Origin of the sequence: Pseudomonas khavaziana, assembly GCF_019145205.1 — a bacterium.
Lineage (GTDB): Bacteria > Pseudomonadota > Gammaproteobacteria > Pseudomonadales > Pseudomonadaceae > Aquipseudomonas > Aquipseudomonas khavaziana.
Genome location: NZ_JAHSTT010000015.1, coordinates 20,449 through 43,327 on the forward strand (window position 1 = coordinate 20,449; position 22,879 = coordinate 43,327).

Annotated in this window: 19 protein-coding genes; 17 read left to right on the forward strand and 2 right to left on the reverse strand. The window is 54.8% G+C overall.

From position 1 onward, the window contains the following. The first annotated feature begins 238 nt into the window (after positions 1–238). From KVH01_RS25395 to KVH01_RS25435, 9 genes are read left to right on the forward strand one after another with little or no spacing between them, the layout of a single operon-like run. A complete protein-coding gene (locus tag KVH01_RS25395) occupies positions 239–997 on the forward strand; it encodes a thioesterase II family protein (protein ID WP_217883319.1) in 759 nt (252 codons plus the stop codon). A gap of 10 nt (positions 998–1,007) precedes the next feature. Continuing rightward, positions 1,008–1,808, forward strand: a complete 801-nt coding sequence (locus tag KVH01_RS25400) for an AfsA-related hotdog domain-containing protein (RefSeq protein ID WP_217883320.1) — start codon at positions 1,008–1,010, stop codon at positions 1,806–1,808. 25 nt (positions 1,809–1,833) lie between these two features. Continuing rightward, positions 1,834–2,139 (forward strand): hypothetical protein, encoded by a 306-nt coding sequence (locus KVH01_RS25405; protein ID WP_217883321.1) that lies wholly within the window; start codon positions 1,834–1,836, stop codon positions 2,137–2,139. Continuing rightward, positions 2,129–2,833: an SDR family NAD(P)-dependent oxidoreductase gene (locus KVH01_RS25410; RefSeq protein ID WP_217883322.1), complete on the forward strand. Its 705-nt coding sequence runs from the start codon at positions 2,129–2,131 to the stop codon at positions 2,831–2,833. The genes KVH01_RS25405 and KVH01_RS25410 overlap by 11 nt, the downstream gene beginning before the upstream one ends. A 29-nt stretch (positions 2,834–2,862) precedes the next feature. Continuing rightward, entirely contained in the window at positions 2,863–3,117 is a 255-nt protein-coding gene (locus tag KVH01_RS25415; protein ID WP_124401936.1) for a phosphopantetheine-binding protein, read from the forward strand. Beyond that, positions 3,114–4,133 (forward strand): 3-oxoacyl-ACP synthase III family protein, encoded by a 1,020-nt coding sequence (locus KVH01_RS25420; protein ID WP_217883323.1) that lies wholly within the window; start codon positions 3,114–3,116, stop codon positions 4,131–4,133. Before KVH01_RS25415 ends, KVH01_RS25420 begins: the two co-directional genes overlap by 4 nt. 24 nt (positions 4,134–4,157) lie before the next feature. Further along, complete coding sequence (locus KVH01_RS25425; RefSeq protein ID WP_217883324.1) at positions 4,158–4,832, forward strand: HAD family hydrolase; 675 nt, start codon at positions 4,158–4,160, stop codon at positions 4,830–4,832. Between the two features lie 2 nt (positions 4,833–4,834). Beyond that, on the forward strand, positions 4,835–6,025 hold the full coding sequence (locus KVH01_RS25430; protein ID WP_217883325.1) for a cytochrome P450: 1,191 nt from the start codon (positions 4,835–4,837) through the stop codon (positions 6,023–6,025). Between the two features lie 25 nt (positions 6,026–6,050). Next, a complete protein-coding gene (locus tag KVH01_RS25435) occupies positions 6,051–7,406 on the forward strand; it encodes an ANL family adenylate-forming protein (protein ID WP_217883326.1) in 1,356 nt (451 codons plus the stop codon). 25 nt (positions 7,407–7,431) lie between these two features. On the opposite strand, the gene KVH01_RS25440 is transcribed toward KVH01_RS25435, so the two are convergent. Next, positions 7,432–8,334 (reverse strand): LysR family transcriptional regulator, encoded by a 903-nt coding sequence (locus tag KVH01_RS25440; RefSeq protein WP_124401931.1) that lies wholly within the window; start codon positions 8,332–8,334, stop codon positions 7,432–7,434. A gap of 468 nt (positions 8,335–8,802) precedes the next feature. After that, complete coding sequence (locus KVH01_RS25445; protein WP_217883327.1) at positions 8,803–9,429, reverse strand: hypothetical protein; 627 nt, start codon at positions 9,427–9,429, stop codon at positions 8,803–8,805. Positions 9,430–9,574: 145 nt separating this feature from the next. On the opposite strand from KVH01_RS25445, the gene KVH01_RS25450 reads away from it, so the two are divergent. The 8 genes from KVH01_RS25450 to drmB all read left to right on the forward strand — a co-directional run bounded on the left by KVH01_RS25450 (position 9,575) and on the right by drmB (position 22,821). After that, positions 9,575–10,987: a hypothetical protein gene (locus KVH01_RS25450; RefSeq protein ID WP_217883328.1), complete on the forward strand. Its 1,413-nt coding sequence runs from the start codon at positions 9,575–9,577 to the stop codon at positions 10,985–10,987. A 67-nt stretch (positions 10,988–11,054) separates the two neighbouring features. Beyond that, positions 11,055–11,243 (forward strand): helix-turn-helix transcriptional regulator, encoded by a 189-nt coding sequence (locus KVH01_RS25455; RefSeq protein WP_217883329.1) that lies wholly within the window; start codon positions 11,055–11,057, stop codon positions 11,241–11,243. Positions 11,244–11,606: 363 nt separating this feature from the next. After that, on the forward strand, positions 11,607–12,569 hold the full coding sequence (locus KVH01_RS25460; RefSeq protein WP_217883330.1) for a YagK/YfjJ domain-containing protein: 963 nt from the start codon (positions 11,607–11,609) through the stop codon (positions 12,567–12,569). A 268-nt stretch (positions 12,570–12,837) separates the two neighbouring features. Next, positions 12,838–13,869 (forward strand): hypothetical protein, encoded by a 1,032-nt coding sequence (locus tag KVH01_RS25465; protein WP_217883331.1) that lies wholly within the window; start codon positions 12,838–12,840, stop codon positions 13,867–13,869. Beyond that, the gene (locus KVH01_RS25470) at positions 13,866–15,479 is read left to right on the forward strand and encodes a hypothetical protein (protein WP_217883332.1); all 1,614 of its coding nucleotides are present in this window, start codon (positions 13,866–13,868) and stop codon (positions 15,477–15,479) included. Before KVH01_RS25465 ends, KVH01_RS25470 begins: the two co-directional genes overlap by 4 nt. Beyond that, complete coding sequence (locus KVH01_RS25475; RefSeq protein WP_225924364.1) at positions 15,476–17,191, forward strand: nuclease-related domain-containing DEAD/DEAH box helicase; 1,716 nt, start codon at positions 15,476–15,478, stop codon at positions 17,189–17,191. The genes KVH01_RS25470 and KVH01_RS25475 overlap by 4 nt, the downstream gene beginning before the upstream one ends. After that, positions 17,184–20,894 (forward strand): helicase-related protein, encoded by a 3,711-nt coding sequence (locus KVH01_RS25480; protein ID WP_217883334.1) that lies wholly within the window; start codon positions 17,184–17,186, stop codon positions 20,892–20,894. The genes KVH01_RS25475 and KVH01_RS25480 overlap by 8 nt, the downstream gene beginning before the upstream one ends. After that, positions 20,884–22,821 (forward strand): DUF1998 domain-containing protein, encoded by a 1,938-nt coding sequence (gene drmB, locus KVH01_RS25485; protein WP_217883335.1) that lies wholly within the window; start codon positions 20,884–20,886, stop codon positions 22,819–22,821. The genes KVH01_RS25480 and drmB overlap by 11 nt, the downstream gene beginning before the upstream one ends. Positions 22,822–22,879 lie beyond the last annotated feature (58 nt).

Below are 22,879 nucleotides of genomic sequence, written 5' to 3' on the forward strand. Positions count from 1 at the left end.
TATTTCTGTCCGCCCGTTGAGGTGTGCGCGTAATGATGTATTTAGCACGCTTGGACCTTGAACTTATAGTTCAGACAGTTGAGCCGAAAACGCTCAAATGCTTTGAAATACTCTGAAATACAATTGCCCACAGCAAACAGATTTTTCGGAAAAATCAGGCAGGCTCCAACTTGGCAGAAAGGTCCGGGCGTACGTTAGTTTCTGGGCTTCTTTTGATCTCTCAAACAAGGAGTCTTCGATGACTGTCATCGACTCTGAAAAAGTGTGTGTGTTTGTCCCCTTTGCCGGGGGCAGTGGTTTGTCTTTTGAAACCCTGCGGCGTGCGATAGGCGCTTACATGCCAGTGGTGGGTGTTACTTATAAAAGTCGTTATCAAAAGGATCTGACGCAGGCCCCTGGTACTGTCGAGGCCATGGTGAACGAAGTCATTGCACTTATAGACGGCCTGGCGGCGCGTGAGGTCATTCTTTTTGGTTATAGCCTGGGTGCGATCGTTGCCTACGAAGTTGCTCGTCGCCAACATGAATTTGGCCCGCGGCTCAGCAAACTGGTGGTCGCAGCCTGTCGTGCTCCGCGCATTTTCAGTTGCGCGCAAGTGACGCTTGATGGTTCTGAAGAGGAGTTTATTCAAACACTTTCCAAGTTTGGTGCCGTTCCGGATTTCGTACTCCAGCACTCGGCGGCCAAGCACCGCATGCTGCCTTCCCTTATCAAGGACTTCCAGGCCGCCGCTTTATATCGTCACGTTGCCGGTGACCCGGTGGAGGTTCCCATGACGTTGCTGGGCGGCATTGACGACCCCTTCGCACCGCTTGAGGACGTAATGGCCTGGGAGGAGCATAGCCAAAATTTTGCCAATGTGGCGTTTTTTGAGGGAAATCATTTTTTCCTCACTCAGCATGTCACTGCCATTACAAAAATAATTATGGAGCCTGTCGGCTCAATAGCACGCCTGCCTGTTTCATCCCGATACCTGGATATCTCAGCACGCATATAAGGTGAAAGAAATGGAAGAGCTCAGTGTTTCAAATAGCGTTTCTTCGTGCCCGTTTGCCGGACTTTCCTCGCTCAGCGCACAGCCGCAGGAACCGCCCAGGCATTACATTGTAGTGGGGGACCGAATCAAAAGTCAGTGCAGCGATAATATGTTTATTTCGGTGACGGCAGCAGAAGAAATGGTCACCCGGCTTGATAGGGATGAATCATTAACCTTGCATGTCGGACAAGGCGTTACCGATGAGCAACTTAATACGTTATATGGATTTAAAAAGGTGCTGTCGCCAGCCTTGAATATCCTGCCGGAAGACCGCCGAACGCGCGCTTCTTCAACCGTCACGCATAAGTTGAAAAATCATAATATTGCCATCTCTGCGCCTGGCGAAAATGGCAACGGTACTTACTCGGCCTCGCTGATGATAGATGATGCCAATGCCGAGCTAAGCGATCATCTGACTGGCCAGCATGTGTCGGGCATGATGGTTATTGAGGCGGCCCGCCAGATGACCATCGCGGTTGCGGAAGCTTATTACGTCACGCCTCAAGCCAGAGGCAAAGTCAACTTTGTTACCCACAAGATGGACGTCAACTATAGGGACTTCCTGTTACCGGTACACACGGAAATTCTCTGCATTCCGCTTGAATTACGTCGCTCCGGTGCTTCGAATTTTCGGTTTGCCTGCCGCCTTGAGTTCAAGCAACAAGGCCAGTGTCAGGTTGAACTTGGTTTTGAATTGTCGGTGATTGACTCGCGCTACTTTCAACTCAAGGAAGCGCAACTTCTTCACCAATTCGTCAAGCGTCTCGCCTGATCCACTTTGAGCGGAAGGAACCCATATGAAAGAGCAAGTTCTCGGCATTATTTATAGCGCGATTGAAAATGAAAACCACAGTCTCGCCCAACCCATCAGCCTGGAAGAAGGCGAAAACACGGCCCTCTATGGGGTTGGCGGTGTCCTTGATTCGATGAGTCTGGTGTCCATCGTGATTGACGTGGAGCAGATGCTCGAGGAGCAACTGGGGGTCAAGCTGACGCTGGTCAACGACAGTGCCATGTCCCCCAAGCGCAGCCCGTTCCAGTCGGTAAAAACCTTCGCCAACTACATTGTCGAGCTCACTGCACAGGTGTCTCATGTCCGATAACACGCCTGTCACGCTGATTACGGGAACGCGCAAGGGGATCGGCAGGCACCTTGCCGAACATTACCTCGCGCAAGGGCATCGGGTGATCGGCTGTAGCCGTTCATCCAGCGATCTGAGCCATCCGGCCTATCACCACTTTATCGCCGATGTGGCCGATGAACAGGCCATCAGCGAACTGATGAGGCATGTGCGCGGCACCTGCGGCCGGCTTGATCACCTGATCAACAACGCCGGGATCGCCAGCATGAATCACTCGTTGCTGACGCCTTACAAAACCGCGCAAAACATCATGCAAACCAACGTTCTGGGCACTTTCCTGCTCAGCCGGGAGGCGGCAAAGCTCATGCGAGCCGGACGGCAGGGACGCATTGTGAATTTTTCCACGGTGGCCAAGCCATTAAAGCTGGAAGGCGAAGCGCTGTACGCAGCGTCCAAAGCCGCCGTGGAAACCCTGACCTGCGTGATGGCCAAGGAGCTCGCCAGCTTTGGTATCACCGTCAATGCCGTAGGCCCGACACCAATCGATACGGATCTCACACGGGTTATCCCAGCACAAAAAATGAAAGACCTGCTGGCGCAACAGTCGCTCAAGCGCTTTGGCACTTTCGACGATGTGACCAACGTGGCGGACTTTTTCCTGTCGCCGCGTAGCAATTTCATTACTGGCCAAGTCGTGTACCTCGGCGGCCTCTAACTCACGTGCTCTTGCAAAAGGACCTCACCATGAACCTGGACGCGATCAAGAAAGAACTGGCAGAACTTCTGGAACTGCGCGAATCGGAACTGCAGGCCGATGTATTGCTGCAGCCGCTGAGCAATTGGGATTCATTGACCAAGGTCACGCTGCTGGGTGTATTGAATGACCAGTTCGGTTTCGCTTTGAGCCCTGCCGTGCTCGATGAGGTTGAAACCATGGGTGAGCTGTTCGACGCCATCCAGGCCGATGCGATTGGCGCTCGCATCAGTGAACCCTCATGAGCCTGTCTATCGATGGGTTGTCGATCCGCGCACTGTCGGCGGCCATCCCTCAGGACGTGATGACCCTGGCCGATTTCGCCGCGTTGTTCGGCGAAAAAGAGGTTCAGCGGATCGCCAAAAGCACCGGCATCCATCAGGTGCGGGTGGCCAATCGGTTGTCGACCGTGGATCTGTGCGTTGCTGCTGCCCAGGCGTTGTTCGACGCGGCGGATATCGACCCCGCCAGCATCGATGGCCTGGTGCTTGTCACTCAAACGCCCGACAGCCTGATGCCCGCCAGCAGTGCACTCCTGGCTGATCGCTTGGGGTTGAAGAAAGCGCTTGCAGCCTTCGACCTCAATTTTGGCTGTTCCGGCTATGTCTATGGCCTGTTTCAAGCGGCCATGCTGATCAAGGCCGGCGGCTGCCGCCGAGTCCTGGTGTGTACCGGTGATGTGATCAGCAAATTGCTTAACCCTGAAGACCGGCATGTGCGGTTGGTCTTTGGTGATGCCGCGACCTGCACGCTGCTGGAAAGCGGTGATCAGGCACTCGGGTTTGCTTTCAATACCGATGGCGCCGGTGCGCAGTACCTCAACACTGCGCTGGATTACACGCCCAGCGTGACCAGCCGGGTACAGGCCAGCGGGCTGCATATGGACGGCGGTCAAGTGATGAACTTCGCCCTGGAAAAAGTACCGGCGGCGATCAACGCCTTCATTCGCGACCAGGGCATCGACCCTGAGCGTGTGCCGTTTTATCTGCTGCATCAGGCCAACAAATTCATGCTCGATTACCTGGCCAAAAAGCTGGGTGTTGCACAGGCCAAAGTCCCTATTGAAGTGGCAGACGTAGGCAACACCGGCCCTTCGTCGATACCGCTGATGATCTGCAAGCGTCACGCCAGTGAAGACGTGCGCCAGGACAACCTGATTGCCTGTGGTTTTGGCGTCGGGCTGTCCATCGGTATTGCCCATTTATCGCTGCGCGATGCCCACATCATTGCGCCCGTAGAAGTACCTGCCCTCCCTAACTGACCTTACATTCAAGGAAAGATGACCATGACAATCCAAGCAATCTGGTTCGACTTCGGCGGCGTGCTGTCGCCCTCCATCGATGAGCTGTACCGCGTCTACCAGCAAAATACTGGCATCAGCCGCAGCCAGATGGAGGCCGCCATGCATGCCGTGGCCAAGCCCCTGAATGTGCAATTCCAGGCGCCCATCGAGTTGGCAATGATGACCCAGGTCGAATGGGGGCAGGGCATGAGCAAGGCATTGTCCGAGTTGTATCCGGGCATTGACCTGAGTCGTTGCGATTTTGATAACCACGGTGAGCAGTGGTTTTCCCCGCACAACGTCAACCAGCACATGTTCGAGCTCTTTCATGAGGTCAAAGCGGCCGGCCTGAAGGCGTGCATCCTCACCAATAACGTCGTGGAGTGGGAAACGCCGTGGCGGCGCATGGTGGGCCTGGATGATGTGGCTGACAGCATCGTCGACTCCTGCAAGGTAAAGCTGCGCAAGCCTGACCCGAAGATCTTCGCGCTGGCGGCCGAGCAGATCGGCGTACCCGCTGAGGCCTGCGTGCTGATCGACGACGTCGAAGAAAACTGCGTTGCCGCGCGAGCCGCCGGTTGGCACGCCATTTTATTTGTCGACAGCCTCGAGACGCAGCAGGCTGTGCGCGCACTCATCGGTACGGAGCAACCCCGTGCACTGGCAGGTGCCCGATGAACATGCGTGTCCATCCCAGCGTGTTGGATATTCCCAACCTCGACGCTGCGCCCTATTACCAATCCGTGGGCTGGCAAGATCAATTGCCGCAGATCAGGTTGCCCAGCGGCCATGTCGCCATCCATCTGACCGGATACGCCGATTGCAAGGCGTTTCTGGCCGACCCGAGCATCAGTCGCACCCTGTGTAACGTCGAAAACGGCCCGACCTTTCTTCCCGGCCCGACGCAGCCGGAGCTGTTGCTCAACCTGGACAACCCGGCGCACAAGCGTTCGCGCGCAACCGTCGCGCGTGCGTTCAGCAAGCGTGGCCTGGAAAGCGTGCGCCAACACGTAACTACGGTGACCGTCGACAGCATTGAGCAGATGCGCAACGGTGTAACGCCGCCGGACTTGTTTGCCTCGGTGCTGGAGCGCCTGACTTCCTCGACGGTGTGCCACATTCTCGGCATCCCCGAAGAAGACCGACAGTTGTTCCGGCCCTGGAGCCAAATGATCCAATCAGCGCCGCCGGATGACATCGTCGGTATCGAAACCGCGGTCAACGCCAGCTTCGATTACATGATGGACTTCGTGCAGGGCCGCAGGCAGGCGGATCCGGACGGCTTCATTCGCCAATATGTCGACCAGCGCCACACCCTGGAAGACCCGCTGAGCGACCGGGAGTTTGTAGGGGTTCTGTTGGGAATTCTGCTGGGGGGCGACCATAACGCTCTAAGCGTCATGACCAAGAGTCTCTATACGTTGCTGTGCGCGCCATCGCTGTGGCAGTACGTGCGAGAGAAGCCCGATCAAGTGCCGCAGTTGATCGAAGAACTCATTCGGTTGATTCCCATCGGCAAGTTATCAGCGTTCCCCCGCATGACCACCCAAGCGCTGCACACCAGCCGCGGTGTGATCGCGGCGAACACTACGGTGTACGCCAACGTATTCCTCGCCAATCGCGACCCAAGCGTGTTCAACGCGCCGTTGTTGATCAACCCCGAGCGCCAGAGCAAGGTCGCGCACATGCAATTCGGCCATGGCATTCACAGCTGCATGGGGCCGGCGCTGGCACGCCTGGAAATCGCCACTGTGCTGTCCACCCTGGTACAGGCATTACCCAACCTGGAACTGGCCTGTGACCCGGCGTCGATTCGCTGGATCAACGGCACGGTATTGCGCCGTCCTGACGAACTGCCCGTGCGTTTTTGATGCTTTTTCAATAAGGGAATAAGCCATGATCTTTAAACCGCTGATAAACGGATTTGCGCAGTTTTCGAACCAGATCTTTCTGAATGACCCTGAACAGTCCTACACCTACGCCCAACTGAGCGAAGAGATCAGTGCCCAACTGGATTGGCTGGCCGCCAATGGTGTGTCCAGGCAAGCGGTCGTGTTCATGAGCGGCGATTTTTCGTTCGCGGGTATCGCGCTCTTTCTGGCGCTGTACCAGAACGGCCACATCATCGCGCTCAACACTGCTGAAAACCCGGCGGAAATTCAAAACAAGCAGGCAGCCGCAAACCCTGAGTTTGTGATCGATATCCAGACTCGCCAGATTCGCCCATGCGTGCTGACTCAAACGCCGGAAAATCCGATGATCGGCGAGCTTAAAAAGCAGGGGCACGCCGGCCTGATTCTATTCAGCAGTGGCACCACCGGCACACCCAAGGCGATGCTGCACGACTTTGATCGACTGGTGGGCGAGTTTGCTGAAAAACGCTCTCGACGCCTCGATATCTTTCTGTTTTTGTTGTTTGACCATATCGGCGGCATCAATACGCTGTTGAACATACTGTCTATTGGCGGAACGGCAACGATTGCCGCCAGCAAAACCCCAGACACCGTTGCCCGGCTGATTGAAAAACATCGCATTACCGTGCTTCCGACCTCGCCGACATTCCTGAACCTGATGTTGATCAACCAGGTGTTCGACACCTGTAACCTGAGCAGCCTGCGCATGATCACTTACGGCACGGAGCCGATGCCGGAGAGCTTGTTGCTCAAACTTCGCGAGCACTTGCCAAGGGTGAAGTTTTTGCAGACCTTCGGCACCAGCGAGACGGGCATCATCAACACCAGTTCGTTGTCGTCCGATAGCCTGTATATGCGCTTTCAGGAAGGCTCCAGTGAACACAAAGTCGTCGATGGCGAGCTCTGGTTACGCAGTGCGACGCAAGTCATGGGCTACCTGAACCACTCGATGGACAGCTTCACCGAGGATGGCTGGTTCAAGACCGGCGACCTGGTGGAGGTCAATGCCGATGGCTACCTGAAGATCCTTGGCCGCAGCAAAGAGATCATTAACGTCGGTGGCGAGAAGGTTTACCCCGCAGAAGTGGAGTCCGTGCTGCTACGCCATCCGCAGGTGCGTGACTGCAAGGCGTACGGCGAGGCCAATGGCTTGACCGGGCAATTTGTTGCCGCGCACATCGTCCTCGATAGCGATTATGGAGACGCAACGGCGACCGTGCTGCGCGATATCCGGCAATTTGCCCGGCGACTGATGGATGCCTATAAGGTGCCGGTACGCTTGAAATCGGTAGAGGCGATCCAGTATTCGACGCGGTTCAAAAAGCTGTTGATCGACTGAGAAGTGGCGTGCCCTGAAGGCGCCATCAATTGCCTTCAGGGCTGCTCATCAGTTGCGCTTCACCTAAAAAATCAATGAATGCGCGGGTCTTGGGTGACAGCAAGCGGCTTGGTGACCAGACAATCCAGAAATCTCCCTCCAGGCTCAATTCCGGCAGCACCCTGATCAATTCCTGGCTGGCCAGGTATTCCTGAATGACGAAGTCAGGCAGGTAGGCGAGGCCCAGGCCATTGCGACATGCAGCGAGGACGGCTTCCACGCTGTTCATGACCATGGTGGTTTCCAGGCTGATCTTGACGGTATCGCCATGGACCTTCAGCCACCAGGGCTGGAGTTTTCCATTCGAAGGGAATTTATAGGCGATGCCTTTGTAATGCTGCAGGTCCTCGATGCTCATTGCCATGCCGTAACGCTGCAAATAATCGGGAGCTGCACACAAGACGAACCGGAACGTGCAGATTCTTTTTGCTGCAAGGCTGGAATCGGGCAGCTCGCCGCTTCGGATCACCGCATCAAAGGCTTCATCGACCACATCGACCAGCCGGTCGCTGAAATCCAGGTCCAGTTCTATTTCCGGATAGCGCTGATAAAACTCACGCAACATGCCCGAGATCAGCCGATAGCCCACCGCCGGCAAACTGATTCGCAGACGCCCACGAGGGCGGGTCTTGGAGTGGGAAAGCGCGGCCTCGGCATCCTGCAATTGCTGCAGTAAAGTGCGGCAACGACCAAAAAAGTCCAAGCCTTCGCTGGTCAGGCTGATTTGCCGGGTACTACGATGGAAAAGGCGCACGCCAATCCGCTCTTCAAGGCGGCTGACACTTTTCCCTACGGCAGAAGACGAGATGCCCAGCGCTCTGCCCGCAAGGGTAAAACTTTGATTTTCTGCTGCCCGCACAAAAGCAATCAACCCGCTCAGATTATCCATATTCCGTGTCCGCAGGGGGGGTGATAAAGGCAGAAATTTTTGATGCTGCAAAACTCGACGGGGCAAAAGGTAGGCACAGCTGCTCTATTGTTGGGCTTTTGAGCAGCACTTTTCCCCGAATGTCGTCGATTTTTGAGTTTGACGTGGTGCCACACTCAGAGCAACTATTTTGTCGGTGGGTGCTGCGACGCAAAAGACTATGGTCGCTCAGGAGCTGAGCTAGGTGATTTTTGCTGAATTCCAGGCACAAAAAAAGACGTCCGTGGACGTCTTTAGTTGATCAAATGGTGGGCCGGGGTAATCTGAACAGAGCTTACAAAATAATGATTTAAAAAGAAAAGTCTGGTTTTGTTTTTTTTCTGGAATGCCATTTGGAATGCCAATGTGATTTGCTTGGTGCTTTGGGACGTCATGATGGGCGCCCAGCATCGTTAGCAGGGCTTGTGCTGTATGCATAGTGGTTCTCGGCTACCTTGGCCTTTCCATGCCGCGAGGAAACTCTCCATCCCGAGGAAGCATCGGCCGTTGGGCGGTAATTTTTTTTAGTGTTTCCGAGTGAAGCGCTGCGCTTCGTCTTCCTTGCTCTTCAGAGAGGTCGTCGATTGAGAGGTTTTCGGTTTCCATCATTATGGTGCGCTGCGTCAGTTCCGTAATGCACTGATTGAGAGCTGAGTTGATGGCCTCAAGTTTCTTCCTTAGTAGCTTTTCCTTTTCGGCGGCCTTCTTGGCGGCGTCTCTGGCCGCGATTTTCTGTTTGCTCGCCTCCTCGTACTCGTCAGATAGCAAGGTCTCAAGAAAATCTTTAATGCTGGATTCGTTCTGCTTTGCCAACGTATCCAAGTGACGCTTTGCCTTGGATGACAGTACGAAGCTGCATGCTTTCTCTCCTGCTCGCTTGCTCTCTTTCCTTCGCTGAACCTGGCCCCAAGCCAGTTTCATTCTCGCCAGCACCGCAGAGTCTTGATGTCGCTCCTGCTTGAGCCATTTGTCTAGCCCCCCCTCTGTGACGAGCGCGCCTCGGTATGTCCGAAGGTAATTCAAAGCCCACCTGCGCTGATCAGCGTTTTCGAGGTCGAACCAGGAGGTGCTCGTCATATCAGTACTCATATGCGTCCGCTTAAGATTTTTCAGTCAGTTACTTAGTAATTTACTACAGTAGCTTACTTTGTAAATTACTAAGTATTATATTTTTAATTAAACAGTCTGTAATTGTTAAGATAAAATATAGAAATATTCATGGATGTTGGATGATTTTGTGAACGATATGCTGCTTGCCGTGCTGCGGAGTGAGGTGAATGGAATCACCCCTGAGGCGAAATATTTGCTGGTCCGTCTGACTGAGCTCGGTTTGGTTGCTAGAGGTATCAGTGCGGGTGTTAAGGAGCTGGCGGCGCGTTTTGGAATCTCCGATACCCAAGCTGGCACGGCTTTGAATTCGCTGGTTGCTGCCAGGGTATTGGTTCGCCGAGATGTGGTGAGCGGGCAAGGACGTCCCAAAAGGCACTATGAGTTAGACGCAAGCTACGCAGCGCAGGTTGCTCGACACGACGTGACAGAGGTTCTTCACGAAAAAGTGATTCGCCACCTTCTACAGCATGAGGTCAAGGTGGTTGATCAACGATCAGCTATCGCCACACAGCAAGATGAACAGAGAGCAACTGCTCCTCTTGCTCAGGTACGGGCAAGCAGAGGGCAGGGGCGAGTGAGCTTTGTGAATCGCGTACTGCTTGCTGCACTGTTGATTCGCGCAGACCGATTTGGCGTTGTAAGGGAACTGGGAAGCGCAGAGCTGGCGCGGATAACCGGACTGAGTCAGGTGCGCTTGAAAAACCGAGTTAGGACTTTGCTCGACGATGGCTTGATTCGAGCATACACACCGGGGGCAACCGGATCAGTCATTTTCAAGAAGACCAAAAGCGTCTACTACCTGAACCTTCACCATCCTGAATTGAGGTGTGGGCAGAGCTTGCCGATGTTGCTGGTATCGGTTACTCGGTTTCCGACTCCGGAGGACGCCATTGATGACGTGGATGACATCTTCAAGTCAGTGCAGGAGTCGTTTAATCAGCGTCATGTCGGAGTTCGTAAGTTTTTTGATGATCAGCACGAAAGGGGCCTGGCCAGTTTTTTGAGGGGGAGGCTTGATTGGTATGCTGGCTACCTGCTTTCTCACCACTGGGATAGGCGCAGCGAGGGCAAACCAGGGCTCGCTCAGTTGATTAAACTCGATTTGCTTGCTGGTGCTGTCGATGCGAAAGGCTCTGAGTTGCTTGCCGGCTATTTGTGCGACCAAGCGGATTACATGGCGAATCAGGTCAGAACTCGTTGGTTTGAGGGCAAATCGACTTTGATAGCCGGCATTGATTTCAAGTCCATGGACTATGTGCTTCTTCCCGTACGGAAGGCGGTTCATAAGGCTTTTAAGGGCGGATTTTACCCATCGCGTGCGGTCCTGATATTACCTCGGGATGGCGTAGCGTTTTCGGACAATCTGCATGTAGTAGAGCGTGGGCCTTGTAATCGGGTGGAGGTTCGAGGATTTACTGATTTGGCGACGGTATCTAAGGAAGAACAATGTTTGTATGGCTTGCTGACTCCGCCAGGAGGTGAATTGTCTGTTGATTTGAAGGGGCAGGTGCTATTGGCGAAATAGCACGGCGGTGAACGGTAGTTTTTTACAACCCCTGCCAATTCTCTGAACGAACAGAGGAGCCCCGTTCATGAGAATCATCCGCCTGAAAGACGTCATAAATTCGACCGGTCTGGCCCGGTCTACCATTTACAAGTACATCGACGAAGGTACCTTCCCAAAATCAGTCTCGCTGGGAGATCGCTGCGTTGGCTGGGTCGAAGGAGAAGTGCACGACTGGATCTTGGCCAGGATTGAGGCACGTGATCTGGGCGAGTGAGATTTGAGAAGGGGTTGGACTATCAAGCATAAAGGCCAGGACCGGCAAAGAGACGGTCCTGGCCTTTATGCCGAATGATGAACAGGCGATTCTCAGCTAACTCCCCCCATGGAACCGCTTGTTCGATCTCCTGCCTGGCTTGGTAATAGCTTTCTGATTGGGCCGTCTGGAGCGGGATCGGTCACTAGCGACAGAGCTGTATCTAGTTATATAGCTTCCAATTAATCAATAAACAGACATCAGTAAGCAACCGAACAGAGAGTAATCAATCTCCAGTGATCACGGCTCATTTGGGGAGTAGGCCGCCGGTTAAAAAAAGCACAAACGGTATCTGGTATGAAAACAACTACCAGGTACACAGACATGACCAGTAGCAGAGTCCAAACCAGCCTATCCCAATCCGATATCGCCATCCGGATTGAGCAACTCGTAAAAGTCATCGAGCAACACGATATTCCAGCGTTCCGATTCAGCGCCCCACGCTCAGCTTACGAGAAGATATCGCCGACTAGGCTCTGCCGGTACTTCGATGAGATCCAGCAAATGATCGACTTGTTTGATGGGCGCTCCCGATACCGCTACAGCGAGCACCTGCAAGCGTTCTGGGAGGCTTGTCAGCATATCGGGATCGAGCGTAGCCCTGTCGGCCCCGTCTGCCTGAATGAAGAGAGAACGACCTATCTGGACCATCGCCGAAGCATGAATTTACTGGTGGTGAGGATTCGTCAGTTGACTCGGGAGCAATGGTATCGGCGCAAAAAGAGTGACCGTCGTTACCAGGAAAGGGATCAGGAAAGTAGGGTCACTGAATACATGGACTCTGTGCTGGATCGTTACGCTCGCACTGTCGTGATCAGGGTCAATCTGTATTACCTCAAGGCCTCTCAAGCCAGGCAGCGTGTTGAACAGGTGTTTGATGATCTGGACAGGTTCGTCGCCGAGCGTGAGCGCAATCCGATTTTCAAGCATGAGACTGGCTTTATCTGCGCAGTGGAGCAGGGGGAAAGTCGGGGCTATCACATCCACGCTGCGTTCTTCTTTAATGGTGCAGAGGTATGCGGGGATATCTACAAGGCGAGGCAGATTGGTGAGCTGTGGGGACGTGTGACGCAGGGGCGAGGGTATTTCGATAGTTGCAACCAGGATAAGGGCAGGTATGGGGCAAGACTGGGAATCGGTGTTATTCATCGCAATGACCGAGAGATTCGTGCACATGTCCACTACGCGATGCACTACTTGATCAAGGATGATCAGCAGCTGCGCTTGAGGCCAGTAGGAGCTCGGTGCCTGCGAGTTGGTCAGCAGAGATGTCGTCGCCAATGCTGATGGGCAATGCGTTTGACGGGTGAGGTTCAAGATAGGAGCCTAACTTGCGCTGCAAGGCGGACCCAGTGTCGTCTTGCTGTTCCTGTATGCCGTTTAGATTGGATTCAAGCGGCACGCCGGTAATAATAGTTTCCAGGGATCTCGTGTTTACGTGGGAAAAAGCTGATGATGGCACAGCTTATAGAGCGCGTAGCGGTGATTCCCATTGATGTGACTGGATGGAGCTATCACAGTTGCTTAGGATGCTAGAGAACCTCAGGATGCTTGGATGCAGTATTTTGAAGCGCATACGGTTCATGACGCTTTCCCGACATGGGCAGCAGCTGCGCTTGGACTGGGTTACCGATGGCGCCTGAATGTCAGTAGTGCTCGTCGGGTCGGCCTGTTGTCAATGCCGTACGACTCGGAGGCTGCTGGGATCATCGCGCTAGGCGCGCTGCGGCGCGACCTTGAACGCACGACATCAAACCACGTGGATACGCACTTCGACCTTCTATCGCGGGTGTGTCACGAGCGTGTGGCGGCCCGTATGCACCGCGAGAGCTCTTCAGAGGAGCTGTTGTGGGATGTGCGTAATGACGCTGACGACACCCGTTGGCGTTTTGTTGCCTACGATGGGGACTTGGATGCCATTGTTCTTGAGATCGCCACACACCGGACGGTCATCAAACGCAAGGGCAAAAAAATCCCAAACCCGAACGGGGCCTGCAATCGCTATATCATGCGGGACAATGCCATCGGCTGGCAGTTACGGAATTGTCCCCTGCCGCAGTTACCTCCGGATGGTAAGGCGTTGAATTCCTCCGCGTACAGCGGACTGCCAGGCTGTACCAGCCCTATCTTGGAGGCAAACCTTCGCCGGTCCTATGACGGCTTGGTGCTCGTCGGTCAGGGCGCTGCGCGCGACTCCACCTACATGCAGAAGTTTTATTTGGCGGGCTTCGCGTCCTCTGAGCACCGGTTTTCGCTGGGCGATCTTTTGACCTTGCATCATAGTGAGCGGAAATACATACGGCGCCTGCGCTTCCTCAACGAGCGTGCACTTCAAAACGAAGCGGTCCACTCGGCCTCGCTAGTGGTGGCAGATGGTATATCCGCGCTGCTTTGTGCGGAGAAGCTTTTTCCCTCCAGTGACATCATTGGTGTCTGCAACCGAGACGCGTCTGTCGAGGCCATCACGCAGCTAAAGGACCGGCTGAGTGATCTCATTCGCTATTACACCGACACCGACAACAGCCAGTATGTGTCAGGCGAGATGCCAGCCGGCATGCTGCTGCGTGTGCTGCAACGAAGGGTATGAACATGCCTGTCCCGACGACCGCACGTTTTCAGTTCTTAGAGAGCAACCCGCCGGTACAAGAGCTCTACATTGGTGAGTCTCCGCTTTTTTCTGTGATCCGCCACCATATGCGTGTGCTGTATTCTGCGCTCTACCAGCCGGAAGGGGATGCTTTTCATAACGAATCAGCTCTGATGCTTCGGTTCGAGATGCAGAAGTGGTTGACGACACCCTTGATGCCCGATAGCGGCGTATTCAAGCTCTGCGGTCTTACTGATTACGAGCGGACTCGCCGCCAGTGGGGAGGGGAGGTTGCTCAGACCGTCGAGCTGCTGAAAGACCTGATCACCCGCTACGCGGAGGAGGGCTCCGTACTCAACTCAGAGTTCGTACGGCTTTTCGTCGAGCTTGTCGGCGAGTATGAGGAAGACCGCATTAGAATCTGGTGCCATCACAAAGAGCGCGATCTTTTTCGCGACCTGCTGGACGGTTTGATAGAGCTTGATGATGGAATATTCGTGAGCACTCTTGCAGAGTATCGCAAGAGTCCTCCAACCGAAGTACTGATCAGGTTTGGACCGTTACGCATGCGCGGTTTCGGCTATGCTCCGGAGGCGCTGATCACGTCACCGACATATCGTCGGCTGGTCCGACTTATCTGGACGGGGCTGGCGGATGAAGAGGGATTTGCCGACGATCCGGTGCTTTCTAGCCACAATTATCTCGCTACACTTCGCTCGCTTCGAACCACGGTGACCGGAAATCTGGGTACTGTGACTTTGTCGGCAGAGATGGAGTCAGGGGATGATCTTGTGTTCCTTGACCAGAAGGCCACCACCGGCAAATCACTGCATGATTGTGTTCTGGTGGAATTTCCCGCTGAGTACAGTGTGCTCCTGCGTCCTGGCTCCCGCTTGCTAGTATTCAGCCCCCATTGCACTGATGCGGATGCCATTGGCTATCGACATATCGGCGATGTCGATGCCGGCGATTACCTGCTTATTCATGACGCTGATGCTGATCTCGGCGAGGTAAGTGTCGATGTCACTAAGGCGCCGCTGGCTGTCTTGTGGAAAGAGGGGCTGGCTGACGCCTGGAGGCGGCACCCCGGTGCGTGTGCTCAGAAGATGCAGCAAGCCGGCATTGGACTACAGGACCTGTCTCGTGCGGTCCAGAAATGGACGGCAGTGAATGGTTCGGTGATTCGCGCCCCTCTGCGTAAGAAACATTTCGAGGCACTGCTGACAAAGGTACTTGATCCAGAGCTTATTCCCCCAATCGTGGCGGATGGCAGGACAGTTCCAGGCTGGCGTCGGGCTTGGGCGGAGGTCGAGTCCACGCGAGTAAACGCGATACAGCACGGAGCTGTTGAGAATGCCATCGTCAACGAACAACTTGTCGCAGAGCTTCGCAAGGAGTTGCCAGCCATCCGTCACCTGATCTCATTAGATGAGGTCTATCCCTACCTGCTCCAGCCAGAAAGTGGACTAACTGGCAGCGTGACATTTAAACCAGTGCTAAGTATCTCGCCGCACTTCGCTGCGCCGGCAGATTTATTGGAAAAACCGTTGAAGCTACTGGTTTCTGAACAGTATCGAGTGAGCTATGGAGGAGATTATCCGTGCGCATGATTCCCGGATTTATCGACGAGTCTGCCCCGCCCGGCGAGGTGGATCTTTACCACAAACTTGAAAGTGCGCAGTGTGACTGGACCGTTATCCACTCGCTGGACTTGGCTCCGAGCAACCACAACAGACGTACCGAACTGGATTTTGTGATCTTGATGCCTGACGTCGGCATTCTCTGCATAGAGGTCAAATCGCACCGCGAGATCGGCTTCGATGGTGATCGATGGTATCCGGAGAGCATCACCAAATCACCGTTCCGCCAAGCGCAGGATGCTCGCTTTGCCCTACGTCGCCGGCTGATAGACCGGTTAGCGTCCTTCTCACAAGTCCCTGTGGTGCACTGTTGCGTATTCCCCCGTGCATACTTTGCCGTGCCGCCCAACCTGTCGATTCAGCCATACGAGGTGATGGACCGCAGCCGGTTCGAGGCCTGTGCCACGGGCGAGTCACTGTGTGATGGGCTTAAAACAATGGTTTATCGGATCATCGATGCAGATCCGACGATCACCCCGTTAAAGGCGCCGCTGTCAGGGAAGCAAGTGGCGGACTTCGTCAATTTCTGTTTTCCCATCCGCACCCGTCGGCCCGAAAAGAATGCCGAAATCTGCTTTCGCGAGGAGGAACTCGAGCAACTCCTGCGAGAGCAGCAGCGTCCTCTGCTTCATCTGACGGAATACAACCTTCGGGTGCTTGTAGAGGGGGGGGCAGGCACCGGCAAATCGCTGATTGGTATCGAGGTTGCCCGCCGTAAGGCCGCCCAAGGACTCCGTGTGGGCTATCTGTGCTTCAACAGGCTGATCGGCCAGTGGGCTGCCAGTCAGCTTGAGTGTGATCACCAACCGCTCTTGGTCGGCGGCTCCGTCCTCAGCGTGCTGATGGCCCTGACTGGGATTAGTGTGCCAGAAAATCCCGACGATGATTTCTGGTCCGACCTGCCGTTGGCTATCCAGGACCGCCTCACGGATCCGTCGTGTGCCCATGATGCACGATTTGACTACTTAGTTATCGACGAGGCGCAGGACATAGTCGGGCGTCCGGACCTGCTGGATTGCATCCGTCTGTTGCTAGATGGAGGCCTGGACGGAGGCCGCTATTTGATGCTGGGTGACTTCCGTAACCAAGTACTGACTGGCGCCGGAGCACTCGAGACAACACTTGCAGCGATGCGATGCTATGCCACTCGTTGGGTTCTCACGGAAAATTGTCGGAACTACAAGGCCATTGGTCAGATAGCGATGAAGCTCTCGAAGGCTGACCGCAGTACGTACTCCGGATATCTGCGTCAGGGAGGAGGCCTGCATGCATGGAATCTAGGGCTTTACCAAGATGCGGCAGATCAGGTCCGTCAAATCATCACGTGCATTGATTCGGCCTTGGCCAGTGGATTTAGCACGGAGGACGTTACAGTGCTCTCCTTTGGGGCTGAACACCAATCGGTGCTGCCTCTGCTTTACGAAACGAGCCGGCATCCCTTTGTTTCCGCTGGGGCAAAGGGTGTCAGAGGAATACGTTGCTCCACTGTTCCCGCTTACAAGGGCCTTGAGAACAAAGTCATCATCATTACCGATGTGATTCCTTCCGACAGCGGGTTCGACCGTAGCCGTTTCTACACAGGCATTACCAGGGCACAGGAGAGACTTCATCTTTTTTGTCACGCGTCGGGCTCCTCACAGCTGGCCGAATGGGTCAAAAACGCAGGGAAGGAATATGAATAAAGAACGGTCTGCCGAAATTGAATTCCTGCGCGGTGAGCTAGTAGGCCCTGCGCGTCCATTGGAGGCTGTTCGCCCTGGCACCACAGTAAGCGTGGATGCGCAGGGATGCTTTCGGCTATCCGATGACACCGACGGGACCCTGTACTACCTATGCGATGGAGGCAACGCGCCTCAGGAACTTGTCCACTATCATGGCGAAACACCTATCCAGCGGTACGGAGCTGGTCTTTTGCACCCACGCAACGATGTGCGCGGGGCAATGATTGACGAACTGGCGGGTGTTGAACCACCCGAGCGCGAACCGGACAACGACGTTTCGCCTGAAACTGTGCAGACAGTGGTCTCCGATACAAATGAGCCTCCGTCGTCTACGATGTTCGAAAATCCGGACGGCGGTGCCTTATACGATGGTGGGGAGGCGGATGACGATGATTTCGAAGTCGGCAGCTCCGACATGTTCCAGCCATCCGTAATGGGGATCAGTTTCTGTCTTGAGGAGGGGGATGGCGAATTTGTTGTGTCGCTGCCCCCAGAGAAAAAGTTCTTCTGGCAGCTGCCGGAGGCGGCGCCGTTCCAAGTCAACGGGCGGTATGAGCCATGTATCAAGATCACCCCAAAGGAGGCTGGTGAGCACCGGAGTGAGGCTTGGCGGCGGGTTCCGGCAACCACCTTAGACACGTGCGAACGGTTCTCGCTGGCCAGCTTGGAGCCCGGTAAACCAGCATCGAGGAACCTTGCTTTGTCGGGTGGGCTAACCTTGCAGATTCAAGTATTTCCGCGGCGCATGCATGGCAAATGGATCATAACCTGCGTCCTGCGCAACCAGCTGGATGCTAGCATCATGAAGAGCCGAGTGGAGCGGGGGAGGGGCATACTCTTCCAAGCTTGCTTTGAGGTGCGTGTGCAAGGCGGTGCGGCCTTCAGCCGTTATCCTGAGGGCGTTAGACCGTTTCGGCAGCTCGACGAGGACGAGCAGACTCTCTCCCTGCTCTACCGTGATGAGGCTACTTGGGCAATCGGACATGGCTGTGCTGCAGGATGGGAAGGTGTTGAGGGCGCGACACCGGAAGCGGTATTCGCTGATGTGATGCCGGCTGTGGAACTGCCGAGTATGACGCCCGACATCAGGGACCGGGACGGCAAGCTGGTTACTCTGTCAATGCGTGAGCTGGCAGGCCTATCGTCCTTCATCGGGGGCGACGCAGGCTGGGAGATGCTCGACCGTCTCTCCGGAGAGTATGCGGCCTGGATCGAAGCGCGTGAGGCGGACTGCGTAGGATTGGAACCACATTTGCGTGAGGTAGCCGCGCGCCATCTTGAGGGCTGTAGGCAGTGCCTCGTGCGCATAGGCAAAGGTATCGCCATTTTGCAGGAAGATGAAACTGCACTTGAGGCGTTCCGCTTGGCGAATCAGGCAATGATGCTGCAACAGATAGCCTCCAAACAGATCTTGCGCCGCCCCCTATCCCGTTTCGACGGCCACGTGACAGCAGCTGAGGTATTGGAAGGTCAGCCCCGCACTCCGTGGAAAGTATGGGTCGACAGTTCAGAGAAATCTCACATCGGCAATTGGCGCGCCTTCCAAGCAGCCTTCCTGCTGATGAGTATTGCCGGTCTTGTAGATGGGCGCAGTGACGACCGAGAAATTGTTGACCTGATCTGGTTTCCTACAGGGGGCGGTAAGACCGAAGCCTATCTCGCGGTCGCAGCCTTTTACATGTTTCACCAGCGGCTGATTGCGCGCCCCGACGACGAACTTCGTCGCGACGGCACCAACGTATTCATGCGCTATACCCTGCGCATGTTGACCACCCAGCAGTTTCAGCGAGCCGCCAGTCTAATCTGCGCGATGGAGCAGATCCGCATTCGCCGTAAAGCAGAGCTCGTCCGCCCTCAGCTAGGGGAAGCCAGATTTACTCTTGGATTGTGGGTTGGGGCTAATGGTTCGCCGAACACTTGGGCAGACGCAAGCACTGCCATCCAGAAATACAACCGCAACGACGTTGCAGGCAACCCGTTGGTACTTACCGAATGCCCTTGGTGCCGAAGTACAATCGGCCGGTTAGAACAGGACGCCGTCGGCCGCCCCGTCAAAAACAGAGGCAACGGCAACAACTTGGCAGGACTGGCTTTTTCCGAAAAACGTCCGTACTTGAAGTGTTCCGACGTCAGCTGCGAATATGGTGGCGAGCGTGACCGGCTTCCTGTCGAGGTGATCGACGAGGCGATCTATAAAGAGCCGCCGTCCATGTTTATCGGTACGGCAGACAAGTTTGCAATGATTTCTTGGAAGCCTGAAGCAGGCGCACTGTTTGGTTTTAATCGTGATGGAAAAGGAAATGTTTCCCCTGTCAGACGGCCGCCTGGGCTGATTATTCAAGATGAGTTTCATCTGATTTCCGGACCACTAGGTACGATCTACGGTCTGTATGAAGGCGTGATCGAACGGTTTTGCACTGCGAAGGAAGGCCGGCACCTGATCCGGCCCAAAATTATTGCTTCTACCGCCACCATTCGCGGCGCAACAGAACAAGTACGCACTGTCTTTGCGCGCGAGAATCTGCAGTTATTTCCTAATCCGGGGCTGGCGATGGGGGATTCGTTCTTCGGCCGTTACGCGAAGGATGAGAATGACCAGCTTTCAGAGGGACGCCTATACCTTGGCATTCATGCCAGTGGTTATCGGTCTTTCCTAACTGCGCAGGTCCGCACGTTTTCGGCTGCGATGTTCAGGGCTGGTATGTTCGAGGAGCGAAAAGACGCTTGGTGGACGCTTTTGGCATTTTACAATAGCCTTCGCGAACTAGGTGGTGCTCAGACCTTATTTCAGTCTGACATTGCCGCGCGCATGAAAGACTACTCGGTTCGCTATGGACTTAAGGGCGGCACGCAGCGCTACCTCAATAAAGTGGAAGAACTGACCAGTCGCCAGAGTCAAGCCCAACTGGTAGAGCTTATGGACCGGCTGGCGCTGGATTGGAGTGACAAAAAATCCATTGATGCCTGCCTCGCGTCTAACATCATAGAGGTGGGGGTCGACATCGACCGACTGGCGTTAATGGCTGTTGTCGGTCAGCCCAAGTCAACGGCGCAATATATTCAGGTCACGGGGCGAGTCGGCCGGAAGTGGGACAGCCGACCAGGCCTCATTCTGAGCATGTTCAATCCGAGTAAGAGTCGTGACCGCTCTCATTTTGAGCAGTTCCACAGCTATCACCGCCGCCTTTATGAGCGTGTCGAGCCCACCTCAGCCACTCCGTTCTCGGTAGAGGCAGTGGAGCGTGCCCTGGCCGGCGTCCTCTTGGTCTGGGCGAGGCAGTGCCATGACGCTAAATCCCCTGGCGAGTCCTTTGGCGACTACGTCGGTCATCTAGATGACGCGTTTGACCTAGTAGTTGAGCGCTGCGAAACCATCATGGAAACGCAGCCGTCGGAATCGGCTCGCGTGCAAAAAGCTATGTCGAAGGTATACAGCGACCTCCGCAAAAAATGGCAGGCCAGCCCACAGGAATGGTGGTCGTATCCGCAAAAAAAAGAGGGTGAGTATTTGATGCTTTGGTCCGGCGTGTTCGCGACCCGTGAACAGAAGCTGAAGGGGACACGAGTTCTCAGCAGCATGCGCAACGTCGATGGAACTGCCCGAGCGGTAATCAGCAGCAACTATTTCCATTACGAGGAGGATCATACAGAACATGGCCAGTGAGATTCGGCTGGGGCAACTGATCGCTCCGTTTGGCTCGGGAAGTATCTACACCGATAAAAATGGCACTCCCAACATCATCTGTGGCTTGGATTTCTGGCATATGCAGAGGGATGAAAGGCACGGCTGGAAAGCAGACGAGTCCGCCGTACGTAAGCATATTATCGATGAGCCTCGACTTTCCGCTCTCCTCCACGTTCCTCAATTCCGTCAGCCACCGGAGTACTGCTTCGACGACCAGAATCCGGGTCTCTCCAGATTGGAGGTTCAGACACACCGTTTTCCCACTTGGTATGTCGACACGCTGAGCGGAAAAATGCGCCGGTTCAGCCTCGATACGCAGAAGTTGGCTCCATTGGAAAAGGGGGAAAAGCAGGCTCGCTGGCGTCCAGTTCGCTTCATCAGCGTTTGTAGCAATGGACATGTGGCGGACTTTCCGTGGAAGGTTTGGTGTGGGTGCGAATGCCCGGGTGACAGTGATTTGGCTCTGAGCGATTCGGGTGGTCCGGATCTGCGGTCTGTGAGGGTTTCCTGCAAACGTTGTGGAAAGTCAAAAACACTGGCGGGGTCTATGGGAATGGAACTTAGCCCACAACGTGATCAAGTCGTAAAGTCAGGACTTCGCTCAGCAAACATCCACTGCGGCGGAGAACGCCCTTGGCTAGGCCAATCAGTTCAGCCTTGTTGCGCACTTCCGGTGGCCGTGCTGATCAACCAGTCGAATATCTATTTCGGAAAGACCCTGTCCTCTATCTACCTGCCTGATATGACCAGCGAGCGAACAGTCTCAGACATACAAAAAGTTCTGCGGCGGGATGACATGGATCTGTCCTCCAGCAAAATCCTCCTTCAGATGGGAGATCGCTCGACTGCCTTAATAAAACTTAAAGAAATGCTGAAACCACATTACCAAGGCCTTCCTGATGACGAGTCGATCATGCAGGCTATCGAATCCCTCAGTCGAGGGACTTCTCTGCCCAGCGATGCCCCCCAGCCTGTCGCGCCTGAGTCCCAAACATTGGCATTCAGGCGAGCCGAATACAGCGTGTTGCGCCATGAAGTTGGTCTTGGCGTCGACGAGGAGCTCCGAGTCGTCAAGAGCTTGGTGCCAGATGAGCTAAAACAGTGGTTTGGACGGGTTAACTTGGTTGAGCGATTACGCGAGACCCGGGTCTTTTACGGGTTCGAGCGTCTGATACGGGCACGAGATCCCCTCGTAGACATGCCAACATCTGCCATGAGCCAGCTTTTCTTGCATCCGCCAGAATCTGCAATTCAGTGGCTACCCGCTGTCAAGAATTACGGCGAAGGGATTTATATTGAGCTGAATGAGTTCGCCGTAAAACAATGGCTTATTGATAACGCGACTTGGCTAGAGGCGCGACTTGACCAAGCGTTTGTAGACCGCATGGGCAACGAACTGAATCTCCTGCCGCCTCTTCAGAGCAACGCTTGGACGCCGCAATGGGCAGCCCGCTACCTACTGGTTCATACCCTAGCGCACATCATGATTAATCAAATGGTTTTCGAGTGCGGTTACTCGTCAGCCGCGCTGAAAGAGCGAATCTTCGTGTCGGGCGATCCGAAGGCACCGATGGCCGCCTTTCTCATCTATACGGCTGCCGGGGATTCGGAGGGGAGTCTGGGCGGACTGGTTCGCATTGGCCGGCCTGAGCTGTTTGGGCCGGTGGTGCGCAGGGCGCTCTCGCGTGCATCTTGGTGTTCCGCCGATCCCGTGTGCTCGGAGGATCTGGGTGGTACGGGTTCACGGCGGGTGAACAAAGCAGCCTGTCATGCTTGCGTGCTGCTGCCAGAGACTGCCTGCGAAACGGTCAATAGTGGATTGGATCGTGCCATGGTCATCGGGACTCCGCAGGTTCCGAACTATGGGTTCTTGTCCGATTTGATTCAGGGAGCTCCATACGACTAGTGATTGTCTGAGGGGCAAACATGGTAGTCATGATTTCTGATCGATTTAGGGGATACGA

Excerpts from the sequence above, each read along its gene's own strand:
- KVH01_RS25475 (WP_225924364.1), top strand. The coding sequence starts at position 15,476 with ATGATTCCCGGATTTATCGACGAGTCTGCCCCGCCCGGCGAGGTGGAT.
- KVH01_RS25435 (WP_217883326.1), top strand. The coding sequence starts at position 6,051 with ATGATCTTTAAACCGCTGATAAACGGATTTGCGCAGTTTTCGAACCAG.
- KVH01_RS25430 (WP_217883325.1), top strand. The coding sequence starts at position 4,835 with ATGCGTGTCCATCCCAGCGTGTTGGATATTCCCAACCTCGACGCTGCG.
- drmB (WP_217883335.1), top strand. The coding sequence starts at position 20,884 with ATGGCCAGTGAGATTCGGCTGGGGCAACTGATCGCTCCGTTTGGCTCG.
- KVH01_RS25480 (WP_217883334.1), top strand. The coding sequence starts at position 17,184 with ATGAATAAAGAACGGTCTGCCGAAATTGAATTCCTGCGCGGTGAGCTA.
- KVH01_RS25440 (WP_124401931.1), bottom strand. The coding sequence starts at position 8,334 with ATGGATAATCTGAGCGGGTTGATTGCTTTTGTGCGGGCAGCAGAAAAT.
- KVH01_RS25450 (WP_217883328.1), top strand. The coding sequence starts at position 9,575 with ATGTTGGATGATTTTGTGAACGATATGCTGCTTGCCGTGCTGCGGAGT.
- KVH01_RS25425 (WP_217883324.1), top strand. The coding sequence starts at position 4,158 with ATGACAATCCAAGCAATCTGGTTCGACTTCGGCGGCGTGCTGTCGCCC.
- KVH01_RS25445 (WP_217883327.1), bottom strand. The coding sequence starts at position 9,429 with ATGACGAGCACCTCCTGGTTCGACCTCGAAAACGCTGATCAGCGCAGG.
- KVH01_RS25465 (WP_217883331.1), top strand. The coding sequence starts at position 12,838 with ATGCAGTATTTTGAAGCGCATACGGTTCATGACGCTTTCCCGACATGG.
- KVH01_RS25405 (WP_217883321.1), top strand. The coding sequence starts at position 1,834 with ATGAAAGAGCAAGTTCTCGGCATTATTTATAGCGCGATTGAAAATGAA.
- KVH01_RS25415 (WP_124401936.1), top strand. The coding sequence starts at position 2,863 with ATGAACCTGGACGCGATCAAGAAAGAACTGGCAGAACTTCTGGAACTG.
- KVH01_RS25400 (WP_217883320.1), top strand. The coding sequence starts at position 1,008 with ATGGAAGAGCTCAGTGTTTCAAATAGCGTTTCTTCGTGCCCGTTTGCC.
- KVH01_RS25470 (WP_217883332.1), top strand. The coding sequence starts at position 13,866 with ATGAACATGCCTGTCCCGACGACCGCACGTTTTCAGTTCTTAGAGAGC.
- KVH01_RS25420 (WP_217883323.1), top strand. The coding sequence starts at position 3,114 with ATGAGCCTGTCTATCGATGGGTTGTCGATCCGCGCACTGTCGGCGGCC.
- KVH01_RS25460 (WP_217883330.1), top strand. The coding sequence starts at position 11,607 with ATGACCAGTAGCAGAGTCCAAACCAGCCTATCCCAATCCGATATCGCC.
- KVH01_RS25455 (WP_217883329.1), top strand. The coding sequence starts at position 11,055 with ATGAGAATCATCCGCCTGAAAGACGTCATAAATTCGACCGGTCTGGCC.
- KVH01_RS25410 (WP_217883322.1), top strand. The coding sequence starts at position 2,129 with ATGTCCGATAACACGCCTGTCACGCTGATTACGGGAACGCGCAAGGGG.
- KVH01_RS25395 (WP_217883319.1), top strand. The coding sequence starts at position 239 with ATGACTGTCATCGACTCTGAAAAAGTGTGTGTGTTTGTCCCCTTTGCC.